The following is a 14,105-nucleotide window of genomic DNA, read 5'->3' as shown; positions in this document are numbered from 1 at the left end:
CATGGTTGAGACCCCTGTGCTGAAAGACCGTATCGCTCTGGTAACGGGTGCCTCGCGCGGCATCGGCTACGAAGCCGCCCTCGGACTCGCCAGCGCCGACGCCCACGTCGTGGCCACGGCCCGCACCCAGGGCGGTCTGGAAGAGCTGGACGACGCCATCTTTGCCGCCACCGGTCAGCACGCCACTCTGATCCCGTTCGATCTGGTCGATGGCGGCGCCATCGACCGGCTGGGCGGGGCGCTTTACGAGCGGTTCGGGCGGCTGGACATCTGGGTCAACACCGCCGCCACCATGGGGGCCGAGGGCCTGACCCCGGTGGCCCATGCGGACCCGCGCCAGTTCGCCAAGATCGAAAAGGTCAATCTGACCGCGGTCTATCGCCTGATCCGTTCGCTGGAGCCGCTGCTGCGCGCCTCAGACGCGGGCCGCGCCATCCATCTGACCACCAGCCTGGTCAGTGCGCCCAAAGCCTTCTGGGGCAGCTATGCCGCGACCAAGGCCGCCGCCGAGGTTCTCGTGCGCTGCTGGGCCGATGAGATCGAGTCCACCCCGATCCGCGCCACCGTGCTGGACCCCGGCCGTATGCGGACCCGCCTGCGGGCCCAGGCCTATCCCGGTGAGGATCCCGAGACCCTGCCTCATCCGTCCGAAATCGCGCCCCTGATCGTCGATCTCGCCCGGGGCGACAAGGTGCCGCCCGTGATGGTGAGCTTCAAGGATTGGAAGGCTTCAAAGGCCTGAGTTCCGGAGGCAGGTCGTCCCACCCCGCCAGACCCAGCATGTGCTGGCCGAAGTCGCGAACCGGTTCGTCCTGTGCCCACTGGCGATAGTGATACCGGTACCCGTGCTCGGGATCGGAAATTTCAACGATCCACGACATTCCGTCGAGCACACCGTCGCTACAGCCCGTCGACCGCACCTCGCCCAGTCCGGTTTCGGCTAGGACCGAGTTCAGGGCTTGAGCTTCGCTATCAGACAGCAGGCGTACGCGTTCTCCCGAGAACCGTCCTTCCCTCTTCCAGTTGTAATCCAAAGGTGCGAGGCGCTTCTCGGTCATTACCATCCGGCCATCGGCACGCGTGTCGACCCTGACCGAGAACGGGGGGTGAAAGCTGGGAATGAGGGTGAGGCGTACGGACCGTAGAGAGCCATCAGGGCGCTGAAACAGCGACGGCTCTTCCAGATCGCCGAGCACGCCTGAGAACCAGGCGGCTTGAAAGTCGTCCTGAACCTGTTCGCGAGACTGAACGCCTTGGAGCTCGCAGTCGTTGACCTGCTTTTGAAACTCGGGCGGGAAATAGAGGACCCGACGGTTACTGTACCAGCCGGTAAACACGGCGGCGGCCAGCACCAGCAACGTCAGTAGAACTGCGACACCTCTGGACATCTCGATCTAGGGCTCCGGCAGGACCGGGGGTGAGTTATCCATGTGGGTCAGATGGTTGGCCCAGATCGTGTGCGTCCGCTCCCGCGTCAGCTCGATCCGGCAGCCCTGCCACATGATGCCCCGAATGGTGCCGCCTTTCCAATGCTCATAGACAGCCAGGCAAGCCTGATTGGCGTACTCTGCCCATGCAAGCTGGGACGCTTCCAGATAGCGTGCGCTCTCCACGGGGTCCGGGCCGGTGGCTTCCTGGTCCGAGCGACTGACACGTTCGAGCGCCAAACCGAGATAGCGAAACATCTGCTCTTCGGCGCGGGCGAGGTCGAGGGCACCACAGGCGTTCATCTCGAGTGTGGTCATCGCCTCCGCGCAATCGGTGACGTCGAATTCCGCTAGGCGCGCCTCTGCCTTTTCGACGGCGCGGCGCCCACAGGCGAGGCGGTCGTTGGTGGCGACCTCATGACAACTGACGGGGTCAGCCTGAAGCAGGGCCAGCAATATCAGGGTGGAAAGCATGGTCGGTTCTCCAGCTCGATCCGGCAGACCTTACCCTACTTCTTCGGCGCGTGCTTCTGGCCAGTGCGGATGCGGCCGGAGCGGCTGACCTGGCGGGCGCCGCCGCGGGCGCCCTTTTGCACCGCCACGCTCTGACCGGCCTTCTTGGACGACCGCGCCTTCAGGCCGCTGACGATCTTCGGCTTGGGGCCACCGGCCTTCTTCTGCTCCAGCGCCTTGCCGGGCAGGTTGGACAGGGCCTCGGCCTTTTCGGCCTTCTTGATCCGGCGCGGTGCGGTCTTGGCGGCCCCCTTGTAGCGTTCCGGCCCCGACTTGGCGCCGCCCTCGGCATAGGGATTGGTCCCGCCCGATTTGACGGTCAGGCGCATGGGCGTACCCGGAAGGTCAAAACTCTCCCGCAAGGCATTGATCAAATAACGCTTGTAGGTCTCGGGCATCGATGATGCCCGGCTGGCAAACAGCACAAAGGTCGGCGGGCGAGCCTTGGTCTGGGCCATGTATTTCGGCTTGATCCGCTTGCCGTCAACGGCGGGGGGCGGGTGCCGCTGCGTGGCCACAGCCAGCCAGTCGTTGAGGTCGCGGGTTTTCACCTTCACCGACCAGGTCTCATGGGCCTTGATGATGGCAGGCATCAACCGGTCCACGCCCCAGCCCGAATGCGCCGACAGGGCCACGAACGGCGTGCCGCGCAGCTGGGACAGCTTGCTGTCCGCCAGCCGCGTCAGCTCGGCCAGACGCGCCTGGGGTTCTTCTTCCAGGTCCCACTTCGAGGCCACATAGACAATGGCCCGGCCCTCGCGCTCGACCAGATCGGCCAGCTGCAGGTCCTGGATGTCAAAGGCATTGTCCTTGTCCATCACCAGCACGACCACCTCGGCAAAGGTGATGGCGCGGATGGTGTCGGCGACCGACAGCTTCTCCAGCTTCTCCTGCACGCGGGCCTTGCGGCGCATGCCGGCCGTGTCGACCAACCGGATATTCCGCCCCTCATATTCCCAGTCGACCGAGATGGAGTCGCGGGTGATGCCGGCCTCGGGACCGGTCAGCATGCGATCCTCACCGATCAACCGGTTGATCAGGGTCGACTTGCCGGCATTGGGGCGACCGATGATGGCGATGCGGATCGGCTTGTCGGCGTCGTCCTCTTCGTCGGCGATGAAGGATTCCTGCCCAGCAGCAGCCACAAGGGCGGCATACAGGTCCGCCATCCCCTCACCGTGTTCGGCCGAAAGCGCCACCGGCTCGCCAAAGCCCAATGCATGCGCCTCGCCGACGCCACCACCGCTTTCCCGGCTCTCGGACTTGTTGGCGACCAGCACGACCGGCTTGGGTTGACGCCGCAGCCGTTCGGCAAAGATGCGGTCCAGTGGGGTCACGCCTTCGCGGGCATCGACCATGAACAGGATCAGGTCGCCGTCGCTGATCGCCGCCTCGGTCTGTTCGCGCATGCGCGATTCCAGACTGTCGTCGGTGATGTCCTCGAATCCGGCCGTGTCGATCAGGGTCAGTTCCAGATCGCCGAGACTGCCCTTGGCATAGCGACGATCGCGCGTAACCCCCGGCCGGTCGTCGACCAGGGCCAGGCGTTTTCCCACCAGCCTGTTGAACAGGGTGGACTTGCCCACATTGGGGCGGCCGACAATGGCGAGTTTCAAGGCCATAGCGGCGTCTAGCGTGTTTCTCTTGTAGCCGAAAGGCGGATCAGCGGACGCTGATCACCTCACCGCGATCCGTGACGACCAGAATGGCCCCGTTGAAAGCCGTCGGCGCCACATAGGATGCCGCCCCGAGGTTCAGGGTCGAGATGACCTCGCCCGTCTTGGGGTTCAGCCCCACCAGCTCGCCATCGGAGTTGGTCAGCACCAGACGGTTGGACGCCAGCAGCGGCCCCGACCACGACGGACGCACCGTGCGATCAAAAAAGCCGAAGAAGCCGCCCTCCTGACGCACCCGGCCCTCGTTCAGGTCCTTGGTCCAGTAGACCTGACCCGTCTCGCGGTTCAGCACGCTAAGCTCGCCCGCCTTGGACACGATATAGACCACGTCGCCGACCGGCAGCGGCGCGTTGACGGCGGCGACTGGCACCTGCCAGCGGGCCTCGCCCGTGCGGACATCCATCGACGCCAGCACACCGGAATGGCTGGCCGCATAGACGAAGCCACGGCTGATCACCGGGCGACCGGCGACGTCCCGGATTTCCGAGAGGGCGCTGGTGCGGGTCGTGCGCGACAGTTCTTCTTGCCAGACCGGCTGGCCCGTGGTGGCGCGAAAGGCAAAGACCTCGCCCGACGACATGGGGGCGATCACCGTATCCCCGGTGATGGCCGGGCTGGAAGCCCGCATGATCCGCGCGGGCTCGACGATGCCACGGTACGACCACTCAACCGAGCCGGTGTTCACGTCGAACGCAATGACCTGGTTGTCCAGATCCACGACATAGACCCGCGATCCGGCCACAGTCGGGGCGCCGTGGATCGGCACATCGACGGGCGTCTGCCACAGCATGGCACCGCTGGTCTGGTCAAAGGCCGTCATGGTGCGATAGCCGGACGAGACGAACACCTTGCCGCCGCTCAGGGCGACGCCACCACCAAAGCCACCGCCCTCGCGGCCCTCGGGCTTGACCGAGGCGCGCCAGATGACGGATCCGCTCTGCGCATCCAGGGCCGACACCGTATGCTCGGCGTCCAGGGCGAAGATGCGACCGTTCTCGGCCACGGCCGGGGACATCACCTGGCGGGTCCGGGCCGAGCCTGCCCCGATGTTGCGCCGCCAGGCGATGGTGAAGTCAGCACCCGCAATCACATGCTCGACCGCATTCTCGGCATTGCCGCCCGGCATCGGCCAGGACACGGCGGCCTGCGGACCGGGGATGAAGAAGTCACGCCCCGCCAGCGCCGGCGACGGCACCATGGCCTGATCGAACTCCAGTACCGACAGACGCTCGCCTTGCGAGGCGACCGGCCCCGCATCCGGCGAGCGGCCGAGGCTGAAGGGCAGGAGACTGCTGACGGTCCCGCAAGCAGCGACTGACAGGGCCGCGCCACAGACGAGCAGCGTTCTGGCGAACCGGTTCATAGACATACTCCTGAACGTGGACGTCATTCGGCGGGGGCCGGTTGGGCCGACGCCGGTGCCTGGGCTTGTGCCTCAGGCGAAGCGCCCGCTTCTTGCGGCGAGACCACCTCCGGAGGAGCCTTCTGGGCGGCAAGGGTGCCGGGCAGCGAGCCGAGCGTGCCACCGTCGATCATGGCGATCGCGGCCTGGGCGCGCTGGCGAACCGTGTCGGGCACGTCCTGTCCCAGTTGCAGCTGAACGAAGGTCGCGCGGGCCTCAGTGTTCTTACCGAACTGCAGCTGGGCCATGGCCATCGCTTCAAGCGCCTGGGGCCGGAACGGGCGACCTTCGCGGGTCAGCGGCGTCAGGCGTCCCTCGATGTCCTCATAGGTAGCGTCGGTGTCCATCACCAGCAGGGCGGCCTTGAACGCCGAGGAGTCGGACAGCAGCGGATCGCCGACCGCCCTGGCCGACCGGTCCAGCAGTTCGATGGCTTCGTCGACACGGTTGGCGGCCAGGGCCAGACCGGCGCGCTGGGCCAGCGCCATGGATTTGTAGGCACCATTGCCCTCACGCTCGGCCTCGGCAAAGGCGGATTCGGCGGCAGCCAGATCATTGGTCTGCAAGGCCTCGATGCCCCGCTCATAGGCGACAGACGCATTGGCGGCGCGCGACGTCTGGTACGACTGCCAGCCCCACCACCCCAGCGCCGCAATCAGGGCCAGCACAAGGATGCCGCCCACCACGGGCAGCCACGTTCTGGCCAGTCGCTTATAGCGGTCGGAGCGAAGCTCCTCCTCGACCTGCTCGAAGATATCCGTCACGAAAAAGCACGCCCCAAGTCGTTAATCTGAGTTCGGCGCGACCCTAGACCATTTTCGGCCCGGGTCGAGACGCCCCCATTGAAAAAGCGCATAATCTGTCCGCAGCGAAAAACCGCTACGACGCGACCGGCTTGCGCGAGAAATAGGTCTCGACTTCGGCAGGAAAACGGCGGGCACGAACATCTTCGGCATAGCTTGCCACGCCGGACAGGATATGGCCCCGCATATCGCCATACCGGCGCACGAATTTGGGCGTCCAGTCGAACAGGCCCAGCATGTCCGGCGTCACCAGAATCTGGCCATCACACTCGGCCGAGGCCCCGATCCCGACGGTCGGCACAGTGATGGCGCGGGTGATCTCGCCGGCCAGACCTTCGGCCACACCCTCGATCACCACGGCAAAGGCCCCGGCGTCGGCGGTAGCCTCCGCCTCGGCCATGACGCGCAGGCGCTCGTCCTCGGTCTTGCCCTTGGCCTTGAACCCCCCCTCGGTGAGCACCGCCTGGGGCCTGAGTCCCACATGCCCCATCACCGGAATGCCGCGCTCCACCAGATAGGCGATGGTCTGGGGCACGGTCGGGCCGCTTTCCAGCTTGACCCCCTGCGCCCCGGTTTCCTTCATCACGCGGGCACAGTTCTGATAGGCCAGTTCCTTGCCGCCTTCGTAGCTGCCGAACGGCATGTCGACGACGACCATGGCCCGTTTCGCCCCGCGCATGACGGCCTGCCCGTGCAGGATCATCATCTCCAGCGTCACGCCGACCGTATTGGGCAGGCCGTGCACCACCATGCCCACGCTGTCGCCGACCAGCAGCAGGTCGCAATGCTCGTCCAGCAGCGCCGCCGTCGGCGCGTCATAGGCGGTCAGGCAGACCAGCGGCTCCTTGCCCTTGCGGGACTGGATATCCGGCGCGGCAAGGCGACGGACGGTTTCCTGTTTCTGGCTGGACATGGTCGGCTCCGGGACAGCTTTCGCATTGCAGCATAACCGCCCCGGGGGACCACGTCACCCGCAGGCCGTGGCGTCCGGCTCAGACGTCCTGCGACAGGCGCACCACGCCGGCCAGCGCCAGGGCCGCCACGGCCGCCGCCGCGATCCAGAACATCTGCATACTGCCCAGACCGCCCAGAGCCAGATCCGCCACGCCCCAGCGCTCCAGCGCCGCCTGAAGGGCCGAGGCCACATCCAGATTGATCGACTGGCCCGCCGCCTGCGCCGCGTCCACGCCCGGCAGGGCCTCGGCGCCGCCCAGATCCATGTCGAGGGTCAGCATCTCGCGCAGGGCCACGACCCCGCCGATCGCACCCGCAATCCCCAGACCGACTGCGCGGAAGCGAGCGCCACTCTGCAGGCGGGCGTCCAGATCGGCCACGAACAGGGCCGTGTCCGGCATCGGCGGCGTCCGGTCAAAGGCGCGCTCGATGAAGGGATCGAATTCATCAACCGACATGCGAGTCCCTCCCTGTTTCGCCAGCCCCGGGATTGAGTATCTGGCGGAGTTTATCCAGACCACGTTTGACATGAGACTTCACCGTTCCAAGCGGCAAATTTAGGGCAGCCGCGATCTCCGGATGGGTCATCCCGGCCCCGTGGCCGAGGGACACACACAGGCGCTCTGCCTCGCTCAGGGTCTGCAGGGCCGCATCCAGGTCGAACCGGCCAAGGGGATCGACACTCGACACCTGATCTTCTGCCGAATCTTCCGAAACATAGCGCGCCTCTTTCTCGCGTCGTTTGAGATAGAGGCGCGCGGCGATACGCTTGACCCAGGCCGCGAAGGTGCCTTCGCCGCGAAACTCGGTGCACCGCTCATAGGCCAGGATGAAGGCATCCTGGGCGATGTCATCGGCCAGCGAGGGCTGGGCCCCCATCCGCCGCAGCAGTGCCCGCACGGTCGACGAATGTCGCCGCACCAGTTCGCCGAACGCCCGCCGGTCGCTGGCCGCCGCCAGGGCGGCCAGCTCCACATCGTGCCGGTCGGACAGGCCGGGTTGGGTCATGGTCGTGTCCCCCTTCGATCCCGGCCTCAGTCCCTGTTCTTGTTGAAGAAGCTCAGGATCAGGAAGGCCAGGCCGATGGTCGCCGGAATGACGGCGAAGGCCAGCATACCGTCGCCGACATGGTCACTCCACTCGCGCTCGCCCAGATTATTGATCAGGCTGAAACCGGCGATGCCGATACCTACAGCCAGCCAGATGATTCCGCGGCGGATGTCCTTGGTGCGCGACGGCAGATTCTTTGTGATGTCCTTGCTCAGCGCCTCGATCACCTCGGGCGGCAGGGGCTGGCCCTTGTCGATGGCGGTGCGAACCGTCGTCTGGATCTCCCGACGCTCGCGACTCTTCAGATAGCTGGGTCCGACAACGATCGCCACGATAGCGGCGAAGATGGTCCCGACGATGAAAATGGCGACGATGCCCTCGTCCATGGTTTGATCCTCTCAAGCGGCCTGAAACAGAATGTTCCCGGCTTCTATGGGGGAAGAGGCGCTGACAGGGTTGAACAGATGCGTCGCCCCGGGTGAAATCTTCGTAAGGTTGCCGCCGGCCGTACGGAGTATCGCGTCATGACCACCCGCCGTCGCCTGCTGGCCGCCCTCCCCGCCCTGTCGCTCGCCGCCTGCGCGACGGGTCGAGCCGGTGGCTACGCCTCCGGCCTGACGGTCGCCACCTTCAACATCTGGCACGACCAGGGCGACTGGCCCGCGCGCCTGCCGCTGATCGAGGCGGCCCTTCGCGCGACCAACGCTGACGTCATCGGCCTGCAGGAAGTGCTTCAGGACGGCGACGCCCTGCCCAATCAGGCCCGGACGCTCGCCGACCGGCTGGGCATGCAGATGGTGTTCAGCTCGGTCGATGCCGAGGATCAGCCCCGCCGCTACGGCAATGCCCTGCTGACGCGTTTACCGATCCTCGATTACGACTGGGTCAAGCTGGAGCCACTGGACGACTACCGCACCGCCCAGCGCATCCGCTGCCGCCGGGCAGACGGCACGGTAGTCGACATCGCCAACACCCACTTCCACCACACGCCCGAGGGCGGCGCCATCCGTGCCCGCCAGATCGGCCACCTGCTGGACTGGCTGCCCGACGACGGCACGCCGCTAATCCTGATGGGCGATCTGAACGCGCCCCTCGACAACCCCGAGATGGCCCCGCTGCGCGCCCGCTTTTCCGAGGCCCTGTGGACCCTGCATCCGGATCAGGCCGACCGCACCACGCTCAACACTGCGCTCGGCCACCGCTCGGTGCAGATCGACCATATCCTGTATGAGGCCGCAGCCTTCACCCCGGTCGAGGCCGCGATTGTCGGCGATCAGCCGGTCGGCGAGGTGTGGCCCTCCGACCACTTCGCCAAGGCGGCGCGCTTCAGGACGGCCTGAACCGCCGCACCAGCAGGCCCGCCGTCACCAGCGTCAGCGCCGCCACCCCGCCGATCATGCCAACCTGTTCAGCCAGCGGCGCCAGCGCAGGCCCCATGACCCTCAGCACCGGCAGGGCAAACACGGTCAACAGACAGGCCACCAGCACCCACGGTAGCAGCGCCAGCTGGCTCATCCAGAAACGGCGGCGCGCCACGCGCTCGGCCACGGCCAGCTCAAAGGTCGCATCACGCGGCCCGGGGGTTCCGGCCGCGAGGAAGGCTTTCAGTGTGTCATCCGGCGTCATGGGCGCCTCCCAGAACTGACAGAAGCCGGGCCCGACCTCTGCTGACGTGAGACTTGACCGTCCCGAGCGGCAGATTCAAGGCCGTCGCCGCCTCGGCATGCGACCAGTCCTGCGCCAGACACAGCAGCACACAGGCCCGCTCCGGCGGCGACAGGCCGGACAGGGCCCGGTCCAGCGAAAGGGCGTCCTCGGGCTGGACGCCCGCCGGCACCCCCTGCCCCTCCAGCCAGGCCAGATCCCGGGCCGAACCCCGCCGTGTCGATCGGATGCGGCTGAACGCCTTGCGCCAGGCGATGCCCATCAGCCAGGTGCGAAAGCCCTCGGCCCGCTTCAGCTCCGACAGCCGTTGCCAGGCGATCACCAGCGCTTCCTGCGCCAGATCGTCGGCCTCGGCCCAGCCGCCGCCCATCAGCGGCCGCAGAAACCCGCGCAGTGCCGCCTGATGCCGCTCGACCAGACGCGAAAAGGCCGCGTCCGACCCGGAACGGGCGGCCGCGACCAGTTCGGCATCGGATCGGGTGTCGATCACAGCCCTGCCCCACACGGACCTCAGGATCGGTTGCTTCGCCGCCGCCCCAGCTTCATCAGGCCGGACACGAGGCAGGCCACGCCAACGGCCCCCAGTACCATGGCCACGATCAGAAAGGCGTCCGACTGGCCGTACATATTCGTCCAGCTGGCATAGCCGAACCCTGCCGCCAGCAAGCCCATCAGCACCACGGTGAACCAGGTGCCGTCGTCACCACCACTGCCCGACGCCGTCGCGCCGGCCCACAGCTCGCTGTCGGAATCGATCGGCTTGTCGAGCACGCGCAGCAGGGCCTCGGGCGGCTCCTGCCCCTTGTCGGCATAGGTCTTCAGCAACTTCAGCGTCTCGCGCTGTTTGCGATAGTTCAGCCAACTGGAAAAGCCGCCGAACACGAACCACGCCATCGGGAACAGCAACCACCAGTACGAACGAAACAGGTCTTCCATCTCTCGATCTCCGCATAGGCCCGATCGGTCATCGACGGGCCTGTCATGGTGTAGTCGTCACCCTGCGGCGGTTTGGATGCAGGGGCGCGCGACGTTATCCGAGCGCGGCGTTCCATTCCTCCGGCTTGAACCCGACCAGCAGAACCTCGCCCGCCTCCAGCACAGGTCGCTTGATCATCGAGGGCTGGGCCAGCATCAGGGCCACGGCCTTGTCAGAATCCAGATCGGCCTTGTCCGCCTCAGGCAGTTTGCGAAACGTCGTCCCGGCCCGGTTCAGCAGCTTCTCCCAGCCAGCACGCTCGACCCAGCCCCGCAGCCGTCCCTCCTCGACGCCCGCCTTCTTGTAGTCGTGAAAGGCGTAGGGGCGCGCCTGCCCCTCCATCCACACCCGCGCCTTCTTGACCGTGTCGCAGTTCGGAATGCCGTAAAGAATCATTGCCATCTCAGTCCCCACAACGAATGTCAGCCATGCGCCATAGGCGCCGCGTCCGCTTCCGATTCATAGCGGAGATTCAGCCAGCCTGCTCGCGAGCCGCAGCCCCGAGGCTGACGTTTCGAAGGAATACCTCAAACGCTCGAATGTCTTCGTTCAGGTGCGCAGGCGTGGTCATCACGTAAGCGGCGTAACTCTCGCCAAGATCGGAGCCTGATGGAGGGGACGCATACAGGATGATCGAGATATGACCTTCCTCTCGCACTTCGCACGCCAATGCTGGAACGCCGCCCAGCGTGATCCTTTGGCCCCTGAACAGCTTTGACGTTTCGGGAGTCAGGGGACGCCATGGCACAGATGGATCCTCCAGATCTGTGCATCCGTTCCGACGCCACCGCACGACTTCGACACCCATCTCACGGGACAGATCAAGCGTCTCGCACGGTATGTCTGGCGCACGCACCATGGCATGGAAGCCCAACGGTTCTCCGCCATCGTATCGTGTCGTGCAGACCGGGAGGGATGCGGGAAAAACCGCACTCAAACCAAGCTGGGCGTTTCGATAGACGCGCTGGCCGTCCGAAACTGTGGGGCGCTCCATGCCGCATTGGATCCTGTCCCCCGGGCAGGTCACGAAGGCCGTCCGGCCGGTCCGCGTATCGATCCTGACGGCCTTTGCGCCGGGCCAGCCGTCGTCATCGATCGTGGAAACGATCCAGTGATCGCCAAACCGCTTCTCTAGGTAAGGGCCGTCCTCCACCTTCGCTTCAAAAAGCGCACTGGACGCAATGGCCCTGGCCTCATTCGGATCCGTGACTGGCCGGATGCGGACCTGCCAATCGAAAGCGCTTGGAGGCAGGGCTGCCCAGCCCATAGCTTGACACGAGGCGGGCGTGTCACAGCGGCTGCCTTCGATGACGAATGTGGCCGGGATAGGGAGCGCCGCAAGGAGAAGAGCAGTGACCATCCGGAGGCGCCACACCGCCAAGGCCGTTCCCACGACGGCGATCAGCGCCAGCACCGTCGAGACGACGTTCAGAGCGCCCCATGTATCAAATACCGTTGCCCTTGACGCGAGATAGCCCAGATAGGATGCGCCTGCGGTGAGAGATACGAGGGCTCCCAGGAACAGCACAGCGACCGGCAGCCCAAGAAGGCATGTGACAAGCCACCCGACAGGCGTTTTTGGCAGGCGCTTGTTGCGACGGGGACGGAGCTGAGAGCCGACCTTCAACATGGCTGTTGCCCCCCGCTCCGTGCCAGCCAGCGAACGTTAAAGCCAAATCGACATAGGTCAAATGCCACTGGTCATGCCGGCCATGCTGTCAGACCCCGACCCGGCGCGGGCCAAGCGGGTGTTTCACGCCATGATGGAGATGAAGCGGCTGGACATCGCCGCGCTCGAGGCCGCCTACGCCGGCTGATCGTCGTCCGGCACGGCACAGAAGATGTCGTGGAGCATACCCATCAGGGCCTGCACCCGCGCATCGGCAATGGAATAGTAGATCGAGCGCGACTCCCGCCGGGTCTTGACCAGACCGGCCTGACGCAGCTCGGCCAGTTGCTGCGACAGGCCCGGCTGCTTCAGTCCCAGGTCGCGTTCCATCTCGCCGACCGCCCGCTCCTGATGCACAACGTGGCACAGGATCAGCAGACGCGTGGGATTGGCCATCTGCCGAAGCAGGTCGGCGGCCTCCGGGGCCTTGGCCTTCAGACGGACCATGGCCTGTACGTCAGGCAGGGGAAGGGTCTCGGCGCTCATGGCGTCCATATGGGGAAGCTGGGTCATCACGTCCAGATAATTACATACTTGCAGTAATTATGAAACTGTTTATATCGGGTCTCCACAGCACGGAGATTTCTGATGTCCGCCCCCTCCCCCGACACCGCCCGCGATCATGCCGCCGCGGCGATCACCGCCGCCCTTGCGGATCCCGCCAAACGACCGATCGTCAAATCCTTCTTCGACGAGGCCACCTTTACCGTCAGCCATATCGTGCATGACCCGGCGACGAAGAAGGCGGCGCTGATCGACAGCGTCCTCGACTTTGACCCGCCGTCGGGCCGCACCTCCCATGCCTCGGCCGATGCGCTCGTCGCCCATGTCGAGGCCGAGGACCTGACCATCGAATGGCTGCTGGAAACCCACGCCCACGCCGACCACCTGTCGGCCGCCCCCTATCTTCAGGAAAAGCTGGGCGGACGCCTCGCCATCGGCCATGAAATCGTGACGGTGCAGGAGGTGTTCGGCAAGATCTTCAACGAAGGCACCGAATTCCGTCGCGACGGCAGCCAGTTTGACCAGCTGTTCAACGACGGCGACCGCTTCACCGTCGGCACGCTTGAGGCCACGGTTCTGCATGTACCCGGTCACACCCCCGCCTGTCTGGCCTATGTGATCGGCGATGCGGTCTTCCCGGGCGATACCCTGTTCATGCCCGACTATGGCACCGCCCGTTGCGACTTCCCCGGCGGCGACGCCCGCACCCTCTATCGCTCGATCCATCGGCTGCTCAGCCTGCCGGACGAGGCGCGGGTGTTCCTGTGCCACGATTACAAGGCGCCCCCGGGCCGCACCGAGTTCGCCTGGGAAACCACGATCGGGGCCGAGCGCACCGGCAATATCCACGTGCGCGAAGGCATCAGCGAGGACGAGTTCGTCACCATGCGCACCCAGAGGGACGCGACCCTGGCCATGCCCCGGCTGATCTTGCCGTCGGTTCAGGTCAATATGAACGGCGGCCGCCCGCCCGAGCCGGAATCGAACGGCACCCGCTACCTCAAGCTGCCCCTCAACACCCTTTAGGACCCGAGCTTATGGAGCCCATCTCCTATATCTGGCCGCTGACCGGCGGCTTGCTGGTCGGCGCTTCGGCTGGCCTGTTCCTGCTGATGCATGGCCGCGTGGCCGGTATTTCGGGCCTGATGGCCAGTGGCCTGCGTCTGGGCGGCAGCGGCCCTCGCGGGCTCAGCCTCGGCTTCCTCGGCGGTCTGCTGGGCGGGGCCCTGCTGGCCGGTCTGGTGATCCGCACGCCCGAGGTCTTCGTCACCTCCAGTCTGCCGCTGTTGATCGTCGGCGGACTGCTGGTCGGGTTCGGCACCCGTTGGGGGTCCGGCTGCACCAGCGGCCACGGCGTCTGCGGCATCGCCCGGCTGTCGCCACGTTCGCTTGCGGCCACGGGCCTGTTCATGGCGACAGCGGCCCTGACCGTCTTCGTCACCCGCCATCTGACGGGGATGATCTGA

At 65.9% G+C, this 14,105-nt stretch carries 20 protein-coding genes; 5 read left to right on the top strand and 15 right to left on the bottom strand.

All coding sequences use genetic code 11. The annotated features are described in order from the left end of the window. Window position 1 precedes the first annotated feature (1 nt). Window positions 2-742, top strand: a complete 741-nt coding sequence (locus EG854_RS03660; RefSeq protein WP_123286376.1) for an SDR family NAD(P)-dependent oxidoreductase — start codon at window positions 2-4, stop codon at window positions 740-742. Here EG854_RS03660 and EG854_RS03655 read toward each other — a convergent pair. From EG854_RS03655 to EG854_RS03615, 9 genes are all read right to left on the bottom strand, one after another. Next, entirely contained in the window at window positions 714-1,388 is a 675-nt protein-coding gene (locus EG854_RS03655) for a hypothetical protein (RefSeq protein WP_123286375.1), read from the bottom strand. The genes EG854_RS03660 and EG854_RS03655 overlap by 29 nt on opposite strands. 6 nt (window positions 1,389-1,394) lie before the next feature. Beyond that, on the bottom strand, window positions 1,395-1,901 hold the full coding sequence (locus tag EG854_RS03650) for a lysozyme inhibitor LprI family protein (RefSeq protein WP_123286374.1): 507 nt from the start codon (window positions 1,899-1,901) through the stop codon (window positions 1,395-1,397). A 35-nt stretch (window positions 1,902-1,936) separates the two neighbouring features. Next, window positions 1,937-3,562, bottom strand: a complete 1,626-nt coding sequence (gene der / locus EG854_RS03645; protein ID WP_123286373.1) for a ribosome biogenesis GTPase Der — start codon at window positions 3,560-3,562, stop codon at window positions 1,937-1,939. Between the two features lie 40 nt (window positions 3,563-3,602). Continuing rightward, window positions 3,603-4,979, bottom strand: a complete 1,377-nt coding sequence (locus EG854_RS03640; RefSeq protein WP_123286372.1) for a PQQ-binding-like beta-propeller repeat protein — start codon at window positions 4,977-4,979, stop codon at window positions 3,603-3,605. A 23-nt stretch (window positions 4,980-5,002) separates the two neighbouring features. Beyond that, the gene (locus tag EG854_RS03635; protein WP_123286371.1) at window positions 5,003-5,782 is read right to left on the bottom strand and encodes a tetratricopeptide repeat protein; all 780 of its coding nucleotides are present in this window, start codon (window positions 5,780-5,782) and stop codon (window positions 5,003-5,005) included. A gap of 115 nt (window positions 5,783-5,897) precedes the next feature. Further along, complete coding sequence (gene panB / locus EG854_RS03630) at window positions 5,898-6,734, bottom strand: 3-methyl-2-oxobutanoate hydroxymethyltransferase (RefSeq protein ID WP_123286370.1); 837 nt, start codon at window positions 6,732-6,734, stop codon at window positions 5,898-5,900. A gap of 79 nt (window positions 6,735-6,813) precedes the next feature. Beyond that, entirely contained in the window at window positions 6,814-7,233 is a 420-nt protein-coding gene (locus EG854_RS03625) for a hypothetical protein (RefSeq protein ID WP_123286369.1), read from the bottom strand. After that, the gene (locus tag EG854_RS03620) at window positions 7,223-7,783 is read right to left on the bottom strand and encodes an RNA polymerase sigma factor (RefSeq protein ID WP_123286368.1); all 561 of its coding nucleotides are present in this window, start codon (window positions 7,781-7,783) and stop codon (window positions 7,223-7,225) included. Before EG854_RS03620 ends, EG854_RS03625 begins: the two co-directional genes overlap by 11 nt. A gap of 26 nt (window positions 7,784-7,809) precedes the next feature. Then, window positions 7,810-8,211 (bottom strand): DUF6249 domain-containing protein, encoded by a 402-nt coding sequence (locus tag EG854_RS03615; protein ID WP_123286367.1) that lies wholly within the window; start codon window positions 8,209-8,211, stop codon window positions 7,810-7,812. A gap of 138 nt (window positions 8,212-8,349) precedes the next feature. Between EG854_RS03615 and EG854_RS03610 the strand changes: the two genes are divergently transcribed. Beyond that, window positions 8,350-9,165 (top strand): endonuclease/exonuclease/phosphatase family protein, encoded by an 816-nt coding sequence (locus tag EG854_RS03610; protein WP_123286366.1) that lies wholly within the window; start codon window positions 8,350-8,352, stop codon window positions 9,163-9,165. Here the strand turns inward: EG854_RS03610 and EG854_RS03605 are convergent. The 5 genes from EG854_RS03605 to EG854_RS03585 form a co-directional block, all read right to left on the bottom strand. Next, window positions 9,152-9,451, bottom strand: a complete 300-nt coding sequence (locus EG854_RS03605) for a hypothetical protein (protein WP_123286365.1) — start codon at window positions 9,449-9,451, stop codon at window positions 9,152-9,154. The two genes, EG854_RS03610 and EG854_RS03605, sit on opposite strands and share 14 nt — an antisense overlap. Further along, window positions 9,438-9,980 (bottom strand): RNA polymerase sigma factor, encoded by a 543-nt coding sequence (locus EG854_RS03600; protein WP_241153115.1) that lies wholly within the window; start codon window positions 9,978-9,980, stop codon window positions 9,438-9,440. The genes EG854_RS03605 and EG854_RS03600 overlap by 14 nt, the downstream gene beginning before the upstream one ends. 20 nt (window positions 9,981-10,000) lie before the next feature. Continuing rightward, a complete protein-coding gene (locus EG854_RS03595) occupies window positions 10,001-10,426 on the bottom strand; it encodes a hypothetical protein (protein ID WP_123286364.1) in 426 nt (141 codons plus the stop codon). A 94-nt stretch (window positions 10,427-10,520) separates the two neighbouring features. Continuing rightward, on the bottom strand, window positions 10,521-10,868 hold the full coding sequence (locus tag EG854_RS03590) for an ArsC family reductase (protein WP_123286363.1): 348 nt from the start codon (window positions 10,866-10,868) through the stop codon (window positions 10,521-10,523). Window positions 10,869-10,938: 70 nt separating this feature from the next. After that, entirely contained in the window at window positions 10,939-12,096 is a 1,158-nt protein-coding gene (locus EG854_RS03585) for a hypothetical protein (RefSeq protein WP_164461811.1), read from the bottom strand. A gap of 61 nt (window positions 12,097-12,157) precedes the next feature. Here EG854_RS03585 and EG854_RS13345 point away from each other — a divergent pair, with 61 nt between their 5' ends. Further along, window positions 12,158-12,283 (top strand): hypothetical protein, encoded by a 126-nt coding sequence (locus tag EG854_RS13345; RefSeq protein ID WP_260155102.1) that lies wholly within the window; start codon window positions 12,158-12,160, stop codon window positions 12,281-12,283. Here EG854_RS13345 and EG854_RS03575 read toward each other — a convergent pair. Next, on the bottom strand, window positions 12,271-12,648 hold the full coding sequence (locus EG854_RS03575) for a metalloregulator ArsR/SmtB family transcription factor (protein WP_241153114.1): 378 nt from the start codon (window positions 12,646-12,648) through the stop codon (window positions 12,271-12,273). The genes EG854_RS13345 and EG854_RS03575 overlap by 13 nt on opposite strands. A 75-nt stretch (window positions 12,649-12,723) precedes the next feature. Between EG854_RS03575 and EG854_RS03570 the strand changes: the two genes are divergently transcribed. Next, on the top strand, window positions 12,724-13,665 hold the full coding sequence (locus tag EG854_RS03570) for an MBL fold metallo-hydrolase (RefSeq protein ID WP_123286361.1): 942 nt from the start codon (window positions 12,724-12,726) through the stop codon (window positions 13,663-13,665). An 11-nt stretch (window positions 13,666-13,676) separates the two neighbouring features. After that, window positions 13,677-14,105, top strand: a complete 429-nt coding sequence (locus EG854_RS03565) for a YeeE/YedE family protein (RefSeq protein WP_123286360.1) — start codon at window positions 13,677-13,679, stop codon at window positions 14,103-14,105.

This window comes from Brevundimonas halotolerans, from assembly GCF_003730275.1.
Taxonomy (GTDB): domain Bacteria; phylum Pseudomonadota; class Alphaproteobacteria; order Caulobacterales; family Caulobacteraceae; genus Brevundimonas; species Brevundimonas halotolerans.
Note: the sequence above shows the minus strand (reverse complement) of the source record. Positions and strands in the feature narration are given on the sequence as shown.